This is a genomic window from Pseudochryseolinea flava (assembly GCF_003286915.1).
Lineage (GTDB): Bacteria > Bacteroidota > Bacteroidia > Cytophagales > Cyclobacteriaceae > Ohtaekwangia > Ohtaekwangia flava.
The window spans coordinates 22,226-37,471 of sequence record NZ_QMFY01000010.1 but is presented as its reverse complement, the minus strand read 5'-3'; the positions used below and the strand labels follow the sequence as shown (position 1 = coordinate 37,471).

The 15,246-nt window shown below is 44.8% G+C and carries 14 protein-coding genes; 2 read left to right on the top strand and 12 right to left on the bottom strand.

The window, feature by feature from the left end; translation table 11 throughout:
• Window positions 1-25: 25 nt before the first annotated feature.
• The gene (locus DQQ10_RS18180) at window positions 26-1,204 is read right to left on the bottom strand and encodes an acetyl-CoA C-acyltransferase (RefSeq protein WP_112748320.1); all 1,179 of its coding nucleotides are present in this window, start codon (window positions 1,202-1,204) and stop codon (window positions 26-28) included.
• A gap of 180 nt (window positions 1,205-1,384) precedes the next feature.
• Here DQQ10_RS18180 and DQQ10_RS18175 point away from each other — a divergent pair, with 180 nt between their 5' ends.
• Window positions 1,385-1,963: a hypothetical protein gene (locus tag DQQ10_RS18175; protein WP_112748319.1), complete on the top strand. Its 579-nt coding sequence runs from the start codon at window positions 1,385-1,387 to the stop codon at window positions 1,961-1,963.
• Window positions 1,964-1,994: 31 nt separating this feature from the next.
• On the opposite strand, the gene DQQ10_RS18170 is transcribed toward DQQ10_RS18175, so the two are convergent.
• The 4 genes from DQQ10_RS18170 to DQQ10_RS18155 form a co-directional block, all read right to left on the bottom strand.
• Complete coding sequence (locus DQQ10_RS18170; protein ID WP_133259694.1) at window positions 1,995-2,612, bottom strand: hypothetical protein; 618 nt, start codon at window positions 2,610-2,612, stop codon at window positions 1,995-1,997.
• A gap of 133 nt (window positions 2,613-2,745) precedes the next feature.
• A complete protein-coding gene (locus tag DQQ10_RS27720; RefSeq protein WP_119726144.1) occupies window positions 2,746-3,414 on the bottom strand; it encodes a hypothetical protein in 669 nt (222 codons plus the stop codon).
• Complete coding sequence (locus DQQ10_RS18160) at window positions 3,411-4,163, bottom strand: hypothetical protein (protein WP_112748316.1); 753 nt, start codon at window positions 4,161-4,163, stop codon at window positions 3,411-3,413. Before DQQ10_RS18160 ends, DQQ10_RS27720 begins: the two co-directional genes overlap by 4 nt.
• Window positions 4,160-5,131 carry a vWA domain-containing protein gene (locus DQQ10_RS18155; protein ID WP_112748488.1) on the bottom strand — a complete coding sequence of 324 codons (972 nt, stop codon included), beginning with the start codon at window positions 5,129-5,131 and terminating at the stop codon, window positions 4,160-4,162. Before DQQ10_RS18155 ends, DQQ10_RS18160 begins: the two co-directional genes overlap by 4 nt.
• 230 nt (window positions 5,132-5,361) lie before the next feature.
• On the opposite strand from DQQ10_RS18155, the gene DQQ10_RS18150 reads away from it, so the two are divergent.
• Window positions 5,362-7,788, top strand: coding sequence for an ABC transporter permease (locus tag DQQ10_RS18150; RefSeq protein WP_112748315.1), 2,427 nt, complete (start codon window positions 5,362-5,364; stop codon window positions 7,786-7,788).
• A 2-nt stretch (window positions 7,789-7,790) separates the two neighbouring features.
• Here the strand turns inward: DQQ10_RS18150 and DQQ10_RS18145 are convergent, their stop codons facing one another.
• The 7 genes from DQQ10_RS18145 to DQQ10_RS18115 form a co-directional block, all read right to left on the bottom strand.
• Window positions 7,791-8,291, bottom strand: a complete 501-nt coding sequence (locus DQQ10_RS18145) for a GNAT family N-acetyltransferase (RefSeq protein WP_112748314.1) — start codon at window positions 8,289-8,291, stop codon at window positions 7,791-7,793.
• Window positions 8,291-9,166, bottom strand: coding sequence for a 4-hydroxy-tetrahydrodipicolinate synthase (gene dapA, locus DQQ10_RS18140; protein WP_112748313.1), 876 nt, complete (start codon window positions 9,164-9,166; stop codon window positions 8,291-8,293). The genes DQQ10_RS18145 and dapA overlap by 1 nt, the downstream gene beginning before the upstream one ends.
• A 13-nt stretch (window positions 9,167-9,179) precedes the next feature.
• Window positions 9,180-9,686, bottom strand: a complete 507-nt coding sequence (locus DQQ10_RS18135) for a DUF6913 domain-containing protein (protein ID WP_112748312.1) — start codon at window positions 9,684-9,686, stop codon at window positions 9,180-9,182.
• A gap of 8 nt (window positions 9,687-9,694) precedes the next feature.
• Window positions 9,695-11,710 carry an NAD-dependent DNA ligase LigA gene (ligA, locus tag DQQ10_RS18130; RefSeq protein WP_112748311.1) on the bottom strand — a complete coding sequence of 672 codons (2,016 nt, stop codon included), beginning with the start codon at window positions 11,708-11,710 and terminating at the stop codon, window positions 9,695-9,697.
• Window positions 11,711-11,874: 164 nt separating this feature from the next.
• Window positions 11,875-13,734, bottom strand: coding sequence for a M1 family metallopeptidase (locus DQQ10_RS18125; RefSeq protein ID WP_112748310.1), 1,860 nt, complete (start codon window positions 13,732-13,734; stop codon window positions 11,875-11,877).
• A gap of 45 nt (window positions 13,735-13,779) precedes the next feature.
• Complete coding sequence (locus DQQ10_RS18120) at window positions 13,780-14,763, bottom strand: hypothetical protein (protein WP_133259693.1); 984 nt, start codon at window positions 14,761-14,763, stop codon at window positions 13,780-13,782.
• Window positions 14,723-15,244: a hypothetical protein gene (locus DQQ10_RS18115; RefSeq protein WP_112748308.1), complete on the bottom strand. Its 522-nt coding sequence runs from the start codon at window positions 15,242-15,244 to the stop codon at window positions 14,723-14,725. Before DQQ10_RS18115 ends, DQQ10_RS18120 begins: the two co-directional genes overlap by 41 nt.
• Window positions 15,245-15,246: the final 2 nt, after the last annotated feature.

Genomic DNA, 15,246 nt, shown 5'->3' with positions numbered 1-15,246 from the left:
GTTGGTTGAGGATAGTGCTTGATCGTCAGCACATTTCAATGACAATAGCCGAGGCGCCGCCACCACCGTTACAAATTCCAGCCACGCCAACCGCAGCATTGTTTTGTTTCAATACGTTTACAAGCGTAGTGATGATGCGTGAACCGCTTGATCCAAGAGGGTGTCCCAGTGCAACAGCGCCACCGTTCACGTTCACCTTTTCAGGATCTAATCCAAGCTTGATATTGTTCGCAATTGCGACGGCAGAGAATGCTTCGTTGATTTCGTAGTAGCCAACATTTTTAGCTTCTACACCAGCCATTTTCATGGCTTTCGGAATAGCGAGTGAAGGCGTTGTGGTAAACCACATTGGATCTTGTGCCGCATCTGCAAACCCTTTTATTTTCGCCAGCGGTTTTAAGCCGAGGGCCTGCGCCTTTTCTTTGCTTACCAATACAAGGGCAGAGGCGCCATCGTTCAATGTCGATGCATTTGCGGCTGTCACCGTTCCTTCTTTTGTAAAGGCTGGTTTTAATCCCGCGATTTTTTCGAATTGAACATTCTTATACTCTTCATCTTCGGAAAACAATGTGACATTTCCCTTTCTGTCTTTTATTTCAACAGGTACTATTTCATCTTTGAATTTTCCGGCTTGCCATGCAGAAGCAGATCGCTTATAAGAATTGATCGCATAGTTATCTTGGTCTTGACGACTAATGCTCATCTCCTTTGCCGTGTTGTCGGCACATACACCCATAGCGCAGTGGTTGTATACATCGGTTAGTCCATCGTGTTGAAGACCGTCAATGAGTTCACCGTTTCCGAATTTATAGCCGTAACGTGCTTTCATCAGGTAGTAGGGGATGTTGCTCATGCTTTCCATGCCACCGGCCACGACGACATCATTTTGTCCTAACATAATAGACTGTGCACCGAGCATCACCGCTTTCATTCCAGACGCGCAAACTTTATTCACAAGTGTGGTTGGGATTTCAAATCCTAAACCTGCGCCGGCAGCAACCTGCGTTACCGGTGCTTGTCCCAGCCCTGCGGAAATGACGTTACCAATAAATAGTTCTTGCACGAGCTTCGCGTCGACGCCAGATTTTTCAAGTGCGCCTTTTACAGCAATGGAACCGAGTTGGGTCGCAGTGAGCGATGATAGACTGCCGCCGAAACTTCCGATAGGAGTGCGGGCAGCCGAAATGATGTATACTTCTTTCATGGTTGGTTAATGAGTCTGTTCGTAAAGTTATAAGTTGTAGTTGATCCGTAATGGCGGAGTACCTTTTATTTTCGGCGTTATGAAGGGTGAACAAACTCGGTTCGATCTTATTAAATGTATATTTTGGCACATAAGGAAGGTTGCGGTGTTTGGTTTAATTGTAAAAGGGGAAGATCGTAAATGGCAACGGCAAGAAGGATTTTAATTAAAGACGTGCGTACGGAAGCGATGCAGGCGCTGATTGAAAAAAACTATGCGACGGGAAGGATTGCTACGTTCGACTACGAATACAGGGAAGTGTTTCTCGACAAAATGAATTACGCCTTTATTGTGTTCGATGCATACGTTGAAAACTGGATTGAAGTAGACTTGGATTTTTATCGCTCTGCAGAGGAACATGATGATTTTTTAATGCGAGTATCGAAAGCATGCAGTACCGTCGTTCTATTTGGATATGAACAAACAACCATGGGAGATACAAGGTTTTTAGCTTGGGAGAATGGGCAGGTACTTCGGTCGATTTACATGAAGTCGCAACATCCACCACATCGTATATTGATGGAGAGCAACGTTGGCGAGAAGTTGGACTACGAAAAGAATTTTCAGTATGCCGATGTAGGACAAGACATCAGCGGTTACAAAACGTTAGACTTTTACACCGATATACAAACCATGTTTGCCGATTACGGATATAGTGGCCAAGAAAGAAAAGACTTCAATCAAAAGTATGTGCACATCGAGTATTTACATTTAAGATGACGACGGAGTTCTTCAGTTGTGAAATGAGTAACTATTTGTATTCGTAAGTAAAGATTTTTAGACTTGAAGGTTGGCCATTTTCTTTTTTTAACGCTTGAAGTGGGTTGCCACGTTCGTCGCGCTGTAAAATGATGTATTCATACTCAGTAACTTCTTTGCTGCCCTTGTCGGTGTACACGAACTTATTGAAGTAGCCATCGATTCGATTCTGGAAAACGGTCTCCGTGGTATTGGTTAGCTGACCATCACGACGATAATATTTATAAATCTCTTTGATCGTGAGGAAGTTCTTATCAAAAACCGTAATTGCTTCAAACGTTAGAACACCGGATTTATTGAGATTTCTTTCTACCATCGAAGAATCTGTGTAGCTAAATGTCGATGAGCCCTCGAGTTCCCCTCGCTCTACACAACTTATTTTTTTATTGCCTTGATTAGTGTAAGCCCGTGAGTATTTTGTTTGGGGACTTTCGAATGATTCGTTTTCAAGCATCCCACTTCGGTCGAAGACCATTGTTCTTATGAGCGTCGTTTCTTTCTCTGCAGTCCAACTTCCCGACGCCCCTTCTGTCGGACCCGGATGTTCTTTGATCACGACACTTTTGATGTTTCCCTTGAAGCCATAATCGACCAATTCGTTTTGTTTCACCTGGGAACAACCGATTAGGGAGGGAATTAGCAATAGTAGTGTGATGTGCAGTTTCATCTTGAAGGTTACCATGGTCTTAAAACTACAAAAAGTCATCAAGGGATTGAGATGCCGTGCAACGCTTAATCAAGGCCTACCAATCCGGCTTAGACTTATCTCTCTTTTCAGTTGCCTTCCGTTTATTCTGCTGCAGATATTGCGTTTCCTGATTTTTCATGGCCTCCAGAATCATCTTCGCTTTGTCTTCGGAGATTTTCATCTGCTCTAGTTTCTTCGCGACATCCGGCGGCAGCTCTTTTTTATCTTTTTTTTCCTGCTCTTCTTTCTCCTTCTGTTCTTTCTGTTCTTGCTCTTCGCCTTTCTTTTCCTTCTGATCCTTATTCTTCTGCTCCTGATCTTTTTGCTGTTGGTCTTTATCCTTCTGATCTTTTTGGTCCTTGTCTTTCTGATCCTTCTTCTCTTGATCTTTTTTCTCCTGGTCTTTCTTCTCCTGATCTTGTTTTTGCTGATCTTTCTTCTGTTGCTCTTGCTGTTTTTTATCCTGCTCTTTCTTCTGCTGATCTTTTTTCTCTTGTTCTTTTTGCTGCTGTTGTTCTTTCTCTAACAGCTTTCTTAATTCTTCGAGTTTTTTATCACCCGGCTTTTGGCGCAGGCCTTCCTTAACAGTAGCTAAGGCTGTTTTCAGATCGTTGTTCACATAGTAGTCGGAAGCTTCGTGAAATTTCCGATCCTCGAGCATCTGTGCATTAACGTGCATTACGCTCGCGCACAGTAACGATAATATGGTGAAGAATTTGATCATTGCCCGTCAATCTTAATAATGTCTTTTAACCGTTTTAAAAATCCCTGATTACGTTGCTCGATTCTTGGATCGTTTTTGATCGCAGTTTCCATCACTTGGTGCGCCTCATTGTAACGATTTTCCTTTACCAATGCCCGCACTTTCTTCATCACTAAATCAGGATACTCGCTCTTCTTTTTCAAGATCTCGTAGTTGTAACGCGCTGTTTCATTTTTAGGATCAGCAATCAACGCCGCTTTAAAGTAGTCCATCGAATTTTGTACGATGGTATCGTTCACCTGTTCTTTCGAAGAGCGGTAATTCACAATACCAACTTGGTTATAGGCAATGGATGCGATCAGTTCATCAGCAGCCGTGGCCGACAACGTCGTGTAAGCCTCCATGTCCGAGCGTCCATTACTTTGTTGTGCAGAGTCTTTCTTGTTTTGAATTACCTCTTGAACGCTTTTTGTTTCCTTAGCGGTTCCGGATCCCGATAAAAGAAACATGGCATGTGCAGTGTTTAGTTCGGTTGCCTCAGACTCATATTTTAATGAATCGGTCGCCCTTACGAATTGGATGACGGCGTCGCGATAATTCGCTTCGAGAAATGCTTTTCTACCTTCATTGATCGCACTGTTCACGGCGCTAATCTTGCTTTTGCGCATCCCCAATATCCCCAAAAAAACAAGCGTCGACACGATCAACAACAGCAGTACGCTGACCAAAAGTTGTTTGATGTCGAACGATTTCTTCTTCGGTTGATTCATATTTTAACGGTCTTTAAAGAAAGTACAATATCCACAAGGAGTAATACTGCCGCAGCAAGGAGATAGTAGAAGTACTTGTTTGCCGTAACGTCTAGCATTTTGGCGTCGCGCAGTTCCCCTTCAATTTTTCCAATCGTGTTGATCATTCTTGATACGTCATTGCGCGAGTCATTGATTTCGAAATATTGGCCGTCGGTTTTGTTGGCAATTTTTTGTAATGACTCTGCATTGAGTTTAGTCAATACTACTTTGCCTTCGCGGTCTCGCTTCAATCCATTCGCCGCGTAAATGTTGCCACCTTGTTGTGTGCCGATGCCCAATGCAAAGAGTTTGATGCTTTCATTTTCAATTTTGTTGGCAATGGCGTCGGTGTCATCACCAAAATCTTCGCCATCGCTAATTAAAATAATGACTTTGGATTTGGCTTGCGTCGATGGTCCTTCGGTCTCTTCCGTAAGCTTGCTCAGTGCCATCTTGAGCGGAGGGCCGAAATCCGTTCCACCACCGGGCACCAACCCGCTATTCATGGTCTCGATAAACAAGTTCAAGGCATTTTGATCATAGGTTAGCGGGCACTGCATAAACGCTTCAGATGAAAAAATAACCACGCCAATTCTATCCGAGTTGAACGCGTCGACAATCTTCTTGAGTTCGTATTTTATCTTTTCTAACCGCGTTGGTTGGATATCGAAAGCATCCATTGATTTGGATAGGTCCACGCAGATCATGATGTCCTTTCCGACGGACTTCACTTCCTTTTTAGAGCCGCCGTAAGAGGGGCCAAGCAAAGCGACAATGAATAGCGCGAAGTATACAGAGCGTAGGGCAAGCTTTATAAAGATCCTGTGGTAAGGAGTCTTAAGTTTGATCCCCAAACGAATTACCCGGAAAAGGTAGCCAGCGTAGAACACCGCGAACAGGGCGATGAAGATAATTTCCGTGAGTCCAAATTCTTTATACCAAGCCACAATTAGCGCTTTATTAAACAGCAATTAACACTCTTCGAACAGTTTATGCAAACATGAGTTGCGGCAAGTCTCGGATCTTTCTACCAACGGTAGGTACTGACCGTAATCGAACGTCTGTTTTCGTCTCCGCACAATGCCATCGAATAGAAACGCTTTATTTGGTCCGTGTAAGCCATTTTTAAGTTGGTCTTATTATTGGATCACGCCATTCGACACATTAACCTATTCTTATGTTCCCTATGTTCAAAGTCGCAGCCAGGTTCCTCGCCAAATACAGATCTTACACCTTGATCAATGTCGGCGGACTTTCTTTAAGCCTGGCTTGCGTCACCTTTATCGGATTGTATATTCATGACGAACTCACATTCGACCATCAGCACGAGAATCATAGTCAGATTTATCGTGTGATTGAAACAGAGAAGGCTGATGACGGCGCCATAACAAAAGTAGCAGATGTTGGATTTCAATTGGCGAATCTAAAGGAACAGTTTCCAGACATCACGAATGCCACACGCATCACAACATTCGGTCGCGCTAACTTGACTGGCGTAGGTACTGAGAACACCGTGCATGATCCCTTGAATATTGTCGATCAAGGATTCATGGATATTTTTGATTTCGCCATTGTACACGGTAGCCGGAAAGATGCATTGACACAACCCAATACGGCTGTCATTACGCAGTCGGCGGCGATAAAGCTTTTTGGGAAAACAGACGTCGTGGATGAAATGATCTCGAATGATCGCGATCAGCAAACTTTTCGCGTTACGGCAGTACTTGAGGATTTTCCTACCAACTCGCACATCCAAGGTAACATGTTCTTTTCGATAGCGAGTTTTGCGCAGGCACGATGGTATGTGGAAGAGATGCCAAACGACTGGGATGGTAATAACTTCGCGACGTACATGTTGTTGAAAGGAAATGCGTCGGTGAAAAAACTCGAGAAGTTGATAACGGAAGAGACGAAGCGACACCTTGCACCTGAGTCGGCAACAGTGGCAATCGGCCTTCAACCCATGGACGATGTACATTTTTATTCCGCGGATATTCTCGGTGGATTTGCATCTAATCCAGGCGCGATATCATACATGTATATCTTAACGGCCGTAGGATTGTTCATCCTTTTGATCGCATCCATTAACTACGTCAATCTTTCAACGTCACTCTCCATTACGCGTGGTAAAGAAGTGGCTGTTAAGAAAGTTGCCGGGGCGTCGCGGTTCAATCTCATTGTTCAGTTCATCGTTGAATCGAATATGATTTCATTACTTGCCTTGGTTATTGCCTTTGTGTTGGTCAATGCATTGCTTCCCTTGTTTAATACATTCACTGGAAAGACGATTGAACTCGAACACTTGTGGCGCCCAGAGATCATTGGCACGATCGTGCTGTTCACGGTGGTTACAGGAACGCTTTCGGGATGTTATCCGGCATTTTTTCTCTCGGCGTTGAAGCCTTCTGCGGCCATCAAAGGTGCTAAGTCCGCAGGTGGCGGAACATTGCGCCAAGCACTTGTGGTGTTTCAATTCGGACTTGCTGTAATGCTCATCCTCGCCACTTTTGTAGCATGGGATCAATTATCATTCATTCAAAATAAACATCTTGGCTTCGATCACAACCAAATTATTGTGATGGATATTAATACACGCGATGTGCGACGCGGTGCTGATGTGGTAAAGGAAGAAATCAAGAAACTACCCCATGTGCAAAGTGTTTCGCTGTCATCGCGCGTGCCGGGCGAATGGAAGAACCTACTTCAGGTTGGCACCCGAACTTTCCAGGGACCCGTTCAGGATAAGTCTTACTTCATTGGAATAGACGAGGATTTCCTTGCGACATTCAACATAGATCTTGTCGAGGGACGCAACTTCCAGGCTGGAAATATTGCAGATACCAGCGCTTATTTGATCAATGAAAGTGCGGCGGAATTGTTGGGATTGAAATCGCCAGTAGGAGCGGATATAACACTCGAATCGATGTCAAACGGATCGTCGGAGGAACAGTTTGAGAAACCGTTGGCAGGAAAAATCATAGGCGTAGTGAAAGACTTTCATTTTCAATCACTCCATCAAAAGATAGCACCACTGGTGCTTGCATATCGTCAAAATGAAATTCAGCCGATCGATTATTTTTCTGTGCGTGTTGATGGCGGCAACATGCCCGAGACGTTAAAAGGCTTAGCCAGTGCGTTGCATAAAGTTGACCCCGCGCACTTGTTAGAGTATAATTTCTTAGATGATAGACTTGGCGATTTCTATAAACAGGATGCTCGCCATGGGCAAATCTTTGGACTGGCGGCCTCAGTAGCCATTGCGTTGGCGTGCTTGGGTCTGTTCGCGTTGGCATCTTTCATGACCGAGCAGCGAACCAAAGAGATTGGAATCCGAAAAGTACTGGGGGCGACGTCGGCGCAAATTGTGGTGATGTTGTCCAATAGTTATCTCAAGCTCGTCGTCATTGCTTTTGTAATAGCAGCTCCAATTGCGGTTTGGTTACTCGGACAATGGCTAGAGTCGTTCGCCTATCATGTGCCGGTAACCTGGGGCAGTATCGTCGGCACATGCGGCATATGCGTCTTGATTGCGTTGGTGACGGTGGGTTATAAATCGCTACAGACCGCTGTGGCTAATCCCGTGAAGTCATTGCGGAGTGAATGATCCTAGAACGTGAGACGCATCACGAAATCATTCATCCAATAAGGTCCGATCGAAACATCTTCCTCTTTGATAACGACAAAGCCAAGTTTCTCGTAAAACGACTTGGCTTTGTTGTGTCGATTTACGTTTAGGTCTAGCGTACGAATTCCGTTCTGTCGCAAACGCGTTTTGATTTCATTGATCAGCATTTTTCCATAGCCCTTGCCTTGGTTTCTCGTATCGATGTAAAGCTTGTGAAGTTTAAAGATCGTGTCATCTTCGGCGCGAACGCCAAATGCGGCAAAGCCTTGGTACCCGTTATCATCTTGAAGCAATAAAAATCGCTGCGTACCTTCCTGCATTACTTTTTCAAGGGCAGCGGAAGAATATATCAAGTCGAGCATAAACCGGATTTGTTCCGGTGCCACAATCGGCGAATAAGTCGGCCACCAAATTAACTCGGCAAGTTCTTGAATAATAGGGATGTCGGCAGGGCCTGCGTTACGAATAACAACGTCGTTCATTACTTCTTCATGGATTCGTATAACCCATCAATCTTTTTCTGTAGTGGGAGTGAAGCTTTCACCAGCGGCAATCGTACATGTGCCTCTGTGATTGCTAATTTCGATAACAAGTATTTGGCGCCGACAGGATTTCCTTCTTCGTACATCGGTCCGTTGATATCAGAGATCTTGTACTGTTCGAGTGCAGCTTTCGGATAGTTTCCTGCAAAAGCAAATTCCTTCATCTTTCTGAAGATGACTGGGAATGGGTTGGCGAGTACTGAGATTACGCCTTTTCCACCAAGTGCATATAGGGCTACCGTTAGCATGTCGTCACCAGAAATCAATAGGAAATCTTTTGGGGCGTGCTTCGCGATCTTAATGCATTGCTCAACATTCCCAGATGCTTCTTTAATTCCAATAATGTTCGGGTGTTCGGCAAGGCGCAAGGTGGTTTCAGCGGCAATGTTAGAACCCGTGCGACCCGGAACATTGTAGAGTATCAAAGGAACGGGAGATTTATCGGCTACCTTTTTGAAGTGCTGATAGATACCTTCTTGGGAAGGCTTATTATAATAGGGGCTTACCGAAAGCAGTGCGTCAACACCTTTGAGGTTCGCCTTTTCAATTTCTTCAATTGTTTTGTGTGTGTCGTTACCGCCGATGCCGTATACGATAGGAAGTTTGTCGGGATTGTTTGCCTTTACAAATTCAAGAACCGCTTCCTTTTCAGTAGCTGAAATGGTTGGTGATTCGGCGGTTGTTCCCATCACGACATAATAATCGACACCCTTCGCGGTATGGCGGAGTAATTTCTTGAGGGCTTTGTAATCGATCTCGAGTGATTCTGTAAAGGGCGTGACCAGGGCGACACCTGTTCCGAAAAACTTCTTCATTCTACTAAACTTGTTATTTCAATTGCGTTGCGTATTTATACATGCCGTCGATAAGTGCCTGCGTGTTGTCGACTGAATCGATGGCGAGTTCAAGGAAATCTTGAGCACCTTCGAAGTTCTTACCGATCCGACACTTGGCCTTACTTCGGGCCAGCAAATGTAGTATAAGTGGGTTAGCTGTTAAGTCGATATAGAAAAGAAAATCAAAAGACGTTTCAGCGAACTGAAGTGCGTTAGGCGAAGTGATGTTTCCCCAGAACGACAGGTCTTTATCGGAAAAGAAATCAAACTTGAATTCGTAGTTCTCGGTCTTCGCCGGAAGAAATTCCAAAACTTGTATGTGCTTGGTGTCAACTTCGAGCTTTCGGATAAAATCCTTCACCGCAAAATGCTTCTGCTTGTCCTCGACCGTGAAGATGATACCCACCGTCTGGGCGTTGGTATACGGCAAATTGGCACGTAAAGCTTTATTCTTCTTGACTAAAGATTGCGTCTTGGTTTTCAGAAAGTTAAGCCTCATTGCCAAAGTTATAGTGAATGTCCTTTTAATAGTTCCTCGAACTCTTGTTCGGTGATAATCTTAACGCCCAATTTTTCAGCTTTCTCGCGTTTTGAAGGCCCCATATTATCACCTGCAAGCAAATAATCCAACTTTCCGGATACGCCCGACAGCACGCGGCCTCCGTTTTTTAAGATGATGTCTTGCAGTTGATCTCGCTCGTAACGCTCAAAAACGCCAGAGATCACGAACGATTTGTTGCCCAAGGTATCGCTTTCTTTCTCTGGTTCCTTCGCCGTACTCTCAAATTGTAGCCCAGCCTGCTTTAAGCGTGTGATCTCTTTCTGGTTTTCGGCATTCTGAAAGAACTGGTAGACGCTCTGCGCGATCTTCTCGCCGACTTCAGGTGCCGCAAGTAATCCTTCAACAGTAGCGGCTGCAATGTTGTCGATCGTTTTAAAGTAGCGCGCTAGTTTTTCTGCGACCGTTTTTCCAACGTACCGAATACCAATCGCGAATAGGACGCTCTCAAAAGGTGTCTCTTTTGATTTCTGGATACCATCCAATAAGTTCTTAACAGACTTGTCTTTATAGCCATCTAACTTAAGTACATCTTCTTTCTTTAGATCGTACAAATCAGCAGGGCTCTTCACCAAACCCAATTGATACATTTGATCGATTGTCCTTTCGCCAAGCGAGTCAATGTCCATTGCTTTTCGCTGAATGAAATGTTCGACACGTCCTTTTATCTGGACGGGACAGCCTGTGATATTTGGGCAGTAGTGATTGGCTTCACCTTCAAATCGAATGAGGGGCGTATTACACTCCGGGCATTTGTCGATGTATACAACCGGTTGACTTTTAGCATCCCGTTTATCTTTATCAACTGCGGTAACCTTTGGAATGATCTCGCCGCCTTTCTCGACGAACACATAATCGCCAATACGGAGGTCGAGCCGGGCAATTTCATTGGCGTTATGGAGGGATGCGCGCTTTACCGTCGTACCCGCGAGAAAGATAGGCTCAAGTTCCGCTACCGGTGTAACGGCTCCTGTGCGCCCCACCTGATACGTGATACCATTGAGTCTTGTACTTAAACTCTGAGCTTTGTATTTATAGGAAATCGCCCAGCGCGGACTTTTCGCGGTAAAACCGAGTCGATCCTGCTGCTCTTTGTTGTTCACCTTAATCACTGCACCGTCCGTCTCTAAGGGCAACTCAAGTCGTTTCATCTCCCATTGATGGATGTATTCCAACACACCGTTGATGTCCTTGCACTTCTTGTAGGTCGGCGATACATTGAAGCCCCATGTCTCAAGAAGTTTAATGCCGTCTTCGTGTGTATCGGTTTCTGTTCCGAGCAGGGAGTATACAAAACAATCGAGCTTTCGTTTGGCCACCTCTCCGGAGTCTTGCATCTTGACCGTGCCTGATGCTGTATTTCTGGCATTTGCGTAGCGCTCTTCGCCGATGTCTTCCCGCTCTTTGTTAAGCTGCGCGAATACTTCTTTGGGCATAAATATCTCGCCGCGCACTTCAAAGTTTGCGGGGTAACCTTTCCCTTTCAGCTTCAGTGGAATGTTACGGATCGTCCTCACGTTGGTCGTTACGTCATCGCCGCGTACACCATCGCCACGCGTAACGCCTTTTACGAGAATTCCGTTTTCGTAGATCAAACTGATTGACACGCCGTCAAATTTCAGTTCGCAGAAATATTCATAAGCGTCGCCATCTAACCCCTTTGCAACACGACCATCGAAGTCACGAAGTTCTTCTTCACTATAGGTATTCCCAAGCGACAACATGGGATATTGATGATATACTGTCGCAAATTCTTTGGTGATTGCACCGCCGACACGCTGGGTAGGAGAGTCGGCTTGCTTCAGCTGAGGATGCGCCTGCTCAAGTTGGTTGAGTTTGGCAAGCAGGCCATCGAATTCTTGGTCGCTGATTTCTGAGCGACTTTTTTGATAGTAAAGATCATTGTGATAATTGATCTTCTCGGTGAGCTGCTGAATTTCCTTTTGTGCCTGTTCGAGCGACATGATGCCTGAATTTGGGGCGTAATTTAGCAAAAGAGTCGAGAAGTCAGGAAGTCTATAAGTGAGAAAGGAATCAGGCGAAGTTTTTCTGAGCGGTTTCCTAGCGTGCAAAAAAAAGCAAGAAGCCAACAGACTCCTTGCTTATCTCATTTCGATTTAATTTTCTACTACTTCGTTTTATACTCGAAGGCTTGCATCGCAGCACTAAGGTCTACCTTGTTGTTCTTGCGTTCAATGTCGGCCATTCTAAGCGATGGGTCAATTTCCACAGAAGCAATTTCTGATGAAGGACGACCAACACGCACAACGTAAGATGGATTTACCCATGGCCATGCCTGTAGATCGATGCGATTGATGTTTGTATTCTCCTGTTGTTTGGTACCAAGCATTTCGCCTAGCGGAATGTAATAAAGTTCTTTCGAGCCATCTTTATACGTAACCACCAAGTCGATTGGCATCGGGAAATCGCCAATGCGCTGCAGTGTGACGAATGTGGCGCCTTGATTTTCAATCACCGTCTGAATTCCATAGTCAATTTTCTTGGTCGAGTTAATCCAATAGTTCAAATACCATTTCAATTGTAGGCCAGAAACTTTCTCCATCACGCGAATAAAATCTGCCGGCTCTGGATGTTTGAACTTCCAAGTATAATAGTATCGACGCATACCTTTGTAAAAGTTATCTTCACCAATCACGTACTTGAGTTGTTGGAGAAACACTGTCCCTAAACTATACGATGCAATGCTATACGCACGGTTCGTATTGTAATGATCTGCGTGCGTACTTAAAGGTTCCTGAAGCCCGCTTTTCACTAACGAAAAATATGCAGCGTAACTACCTGCGTGGATGTTCTGGTCATTGACGAGAACGCCCATGGCTTCTTGACTTGAGAAATCGGCAAAGCCTTCATCTAACCATGGGTAGAGTCCTTCGTTTGAGGCCAGCACACCTTGATACCAGCTGTGGGCAACTTCATGGGCCATCACGCCAACAAGGCTTCCCAGAGAACGCTCACTGGTAATGAGGGTACACATCGGATACTCCATTCCACCATCGCCACCTTGAATGATAGAGTAGGTGTCGTACGGATATTTTCCAAAAGTGGTGCTCATAAACTGGAAGTGCTTCACGGCGTAATCTTTCAACTTAATCCAGTTGTCAGTTGTCTTGTCTGATTTTTGAAAAAAGAAATGTAACTCTGGACCATTAGGCACTTGAGCTTTTTCATGTGTATAGTCAGGGTCTGCAGCCCACGCAAAGTCAATTACGTTCTTTGCGATGAAGTGCCATGTGAGATCACCTTCAGGACGTTTTACTGTCGTGCCGGGTTTTTCATAATTGTGACCAATCTTATCAGGGTTTTGCAGCTTACCGGTGCCGCCAATAACGAATGTCGGGTCGATCGTAATCTTCACATCGAAATCGCCCCACACGCCGTGGAATTCACGTGCAACATACGGGTAAGCATGCCATCCTTGAAAGTCGTATTCTGCCATCTTCGGATACCACTGTGTCATGGAATATGAAATTCCTTCTTTGCTGTTTCTTCCTGTCCGACGAATTTGAACAGGAACTTGCGATTCGAATTTCATCTCGAATACTGTTTTGGTATTGGGAAGAATAGCTTTCGCAAGTGTTACTTCCATGACCGTTCCGTCGATGCGCCAAGTGACCGCTTTGCCATCTTGCTTTAATGTTTCAATATGTTGATAGCCGATTTCATCTTCTCTCAATTTTGAAATACGATCGCCAACGCGTGGATCAGGATCGGCAATGTTTCGCGAACGAATATCCATCATACTTCCTGGCTGAAAGGCATTGAAGTATAAATGATAATAAACTTTAGAAAGGGTGTCGCGGGAGTTGTTGTAATACACAAGTTTCTGTGTTCCTGCGATGCGATGTGTGTTGACATCGAGACGAACGTTCATGTCGTACTCAACACGTTGCTGCCAACGGAAATCTTGTGAAAAACAAAGGGTAAAGGTGATGAAGGAGAAAATCGTTACGGCGCCGAGTCTCAGCATAATTGGTTCAGTTTAGGTGCCGCAAAATATCAATACCCTCCAATTTTACAAACTTAATTTATTTCGTTTGAGGTCTATAAAGTATGAAAGGCTTCCCGATAGGTAACTGCTTTCCCCATAGGTGATTGATTCGCCAGGAAGCGCCTTGGGAATGTTATAGTTATACGTGAACGTAAATGTCCATTTGCGATACATGATGCTTAACGGCGCGGAAAGGGTATAATTCATGATCCCAAAAACGTTTCTGTCGATCTGTTCATACCATGGCAAGCCACGTCGCTGTCTGATTCTCTCTTCGATTGGACCATAAGGATAGTTAATCTCTGTGATGATCTCATTGCCAAGTAACATGTAGACGGCGGGAGAGAAGCTTACACGGTCTAGGCCTGCCCATTTTTTCTTTTGTATGCGCCCGCTCAATCCGGGCATGATGCGATGCACGTGTGTGTCTCCAAAATAAAAACTGTAGTTGATCAACATCGTGATGGGCTTGAACTCCAATACCGGCGTGATAGATACGGTATTTTTATAGGGGATGTACAGGTCTGATTCGGCATAGAGGTATCGATCGTAGTCGGCCATGATCGAAAACCATTTTGCGAAATCGTGCATATATCCCACAGAAAGGGTGGTGAGATAATACTCAGGCGTAAAGTCTTTACTCCAGAATCCAGAAACATCGGCATAAAAACCAAGGGGATGATAGTACGAAACACCCGGCGACAGTCCGAAGTTTTCAATCCCCAATGTTCTGCCTGCCGATAACACGTTGCTATTGTATCCCACGCGAATGGCAAGTTGCGCGCCGTCGCCTTCGAGCGACAGTAGGCTATCGATAAGGTTGAAAACTGAAAGTGAATCTTCGAAAGACATTGTCGAATCGAGATCCGTTAAAATAGATTTATCCTGCGACCGTGTAAGGGTGCAGGATAATAAAAGTATGATCACCGCAATCAGCGAGACTCTCATAGATGCAATCGCGTGGCTATTAATTGTTGCGTTGGCGAAGTCGCTGTTGAGAGCGATCACGCATATTTTCATTTCGCTCTTGCCGCATTTGTCGCCGCTGGATTTGATCGAGGATCATTGACCTGAATCGTTTCTCTGCTTCCGGAAGCTCTCTCACTTTTTGCGCTGAGATCACCTTCATCAATCGTCCTGAATAGTCTTTTTCTAAATCAAGTTCCTGTTGTTTCAGTTTTAATCCGAGGTCTACCAGGTTTTTGTCGTTCTCTTCGGTCGACACATTCGGGTTAGGATTCCGCTTTGCTTGTCTGTATTGCTTCTTGAGGTCGAGACGTTTTTCAGCAAACTCGCGATACACAGGCCAAAATTTCTCTGCTTCTGCTGGTGTTAGTCCAAGCTGATCGGTGAGGTATGCAATGCGTGCTGCCTCTATTTTGTCTTTCACTTTAGGATCTGCATTTTGTGGCACATCATCATCTTCTTGCGCAAAGGCAGGAAGCGCGATCACCAACAGAAGGAATATTTTCAGTAACGTTTTCATCATCT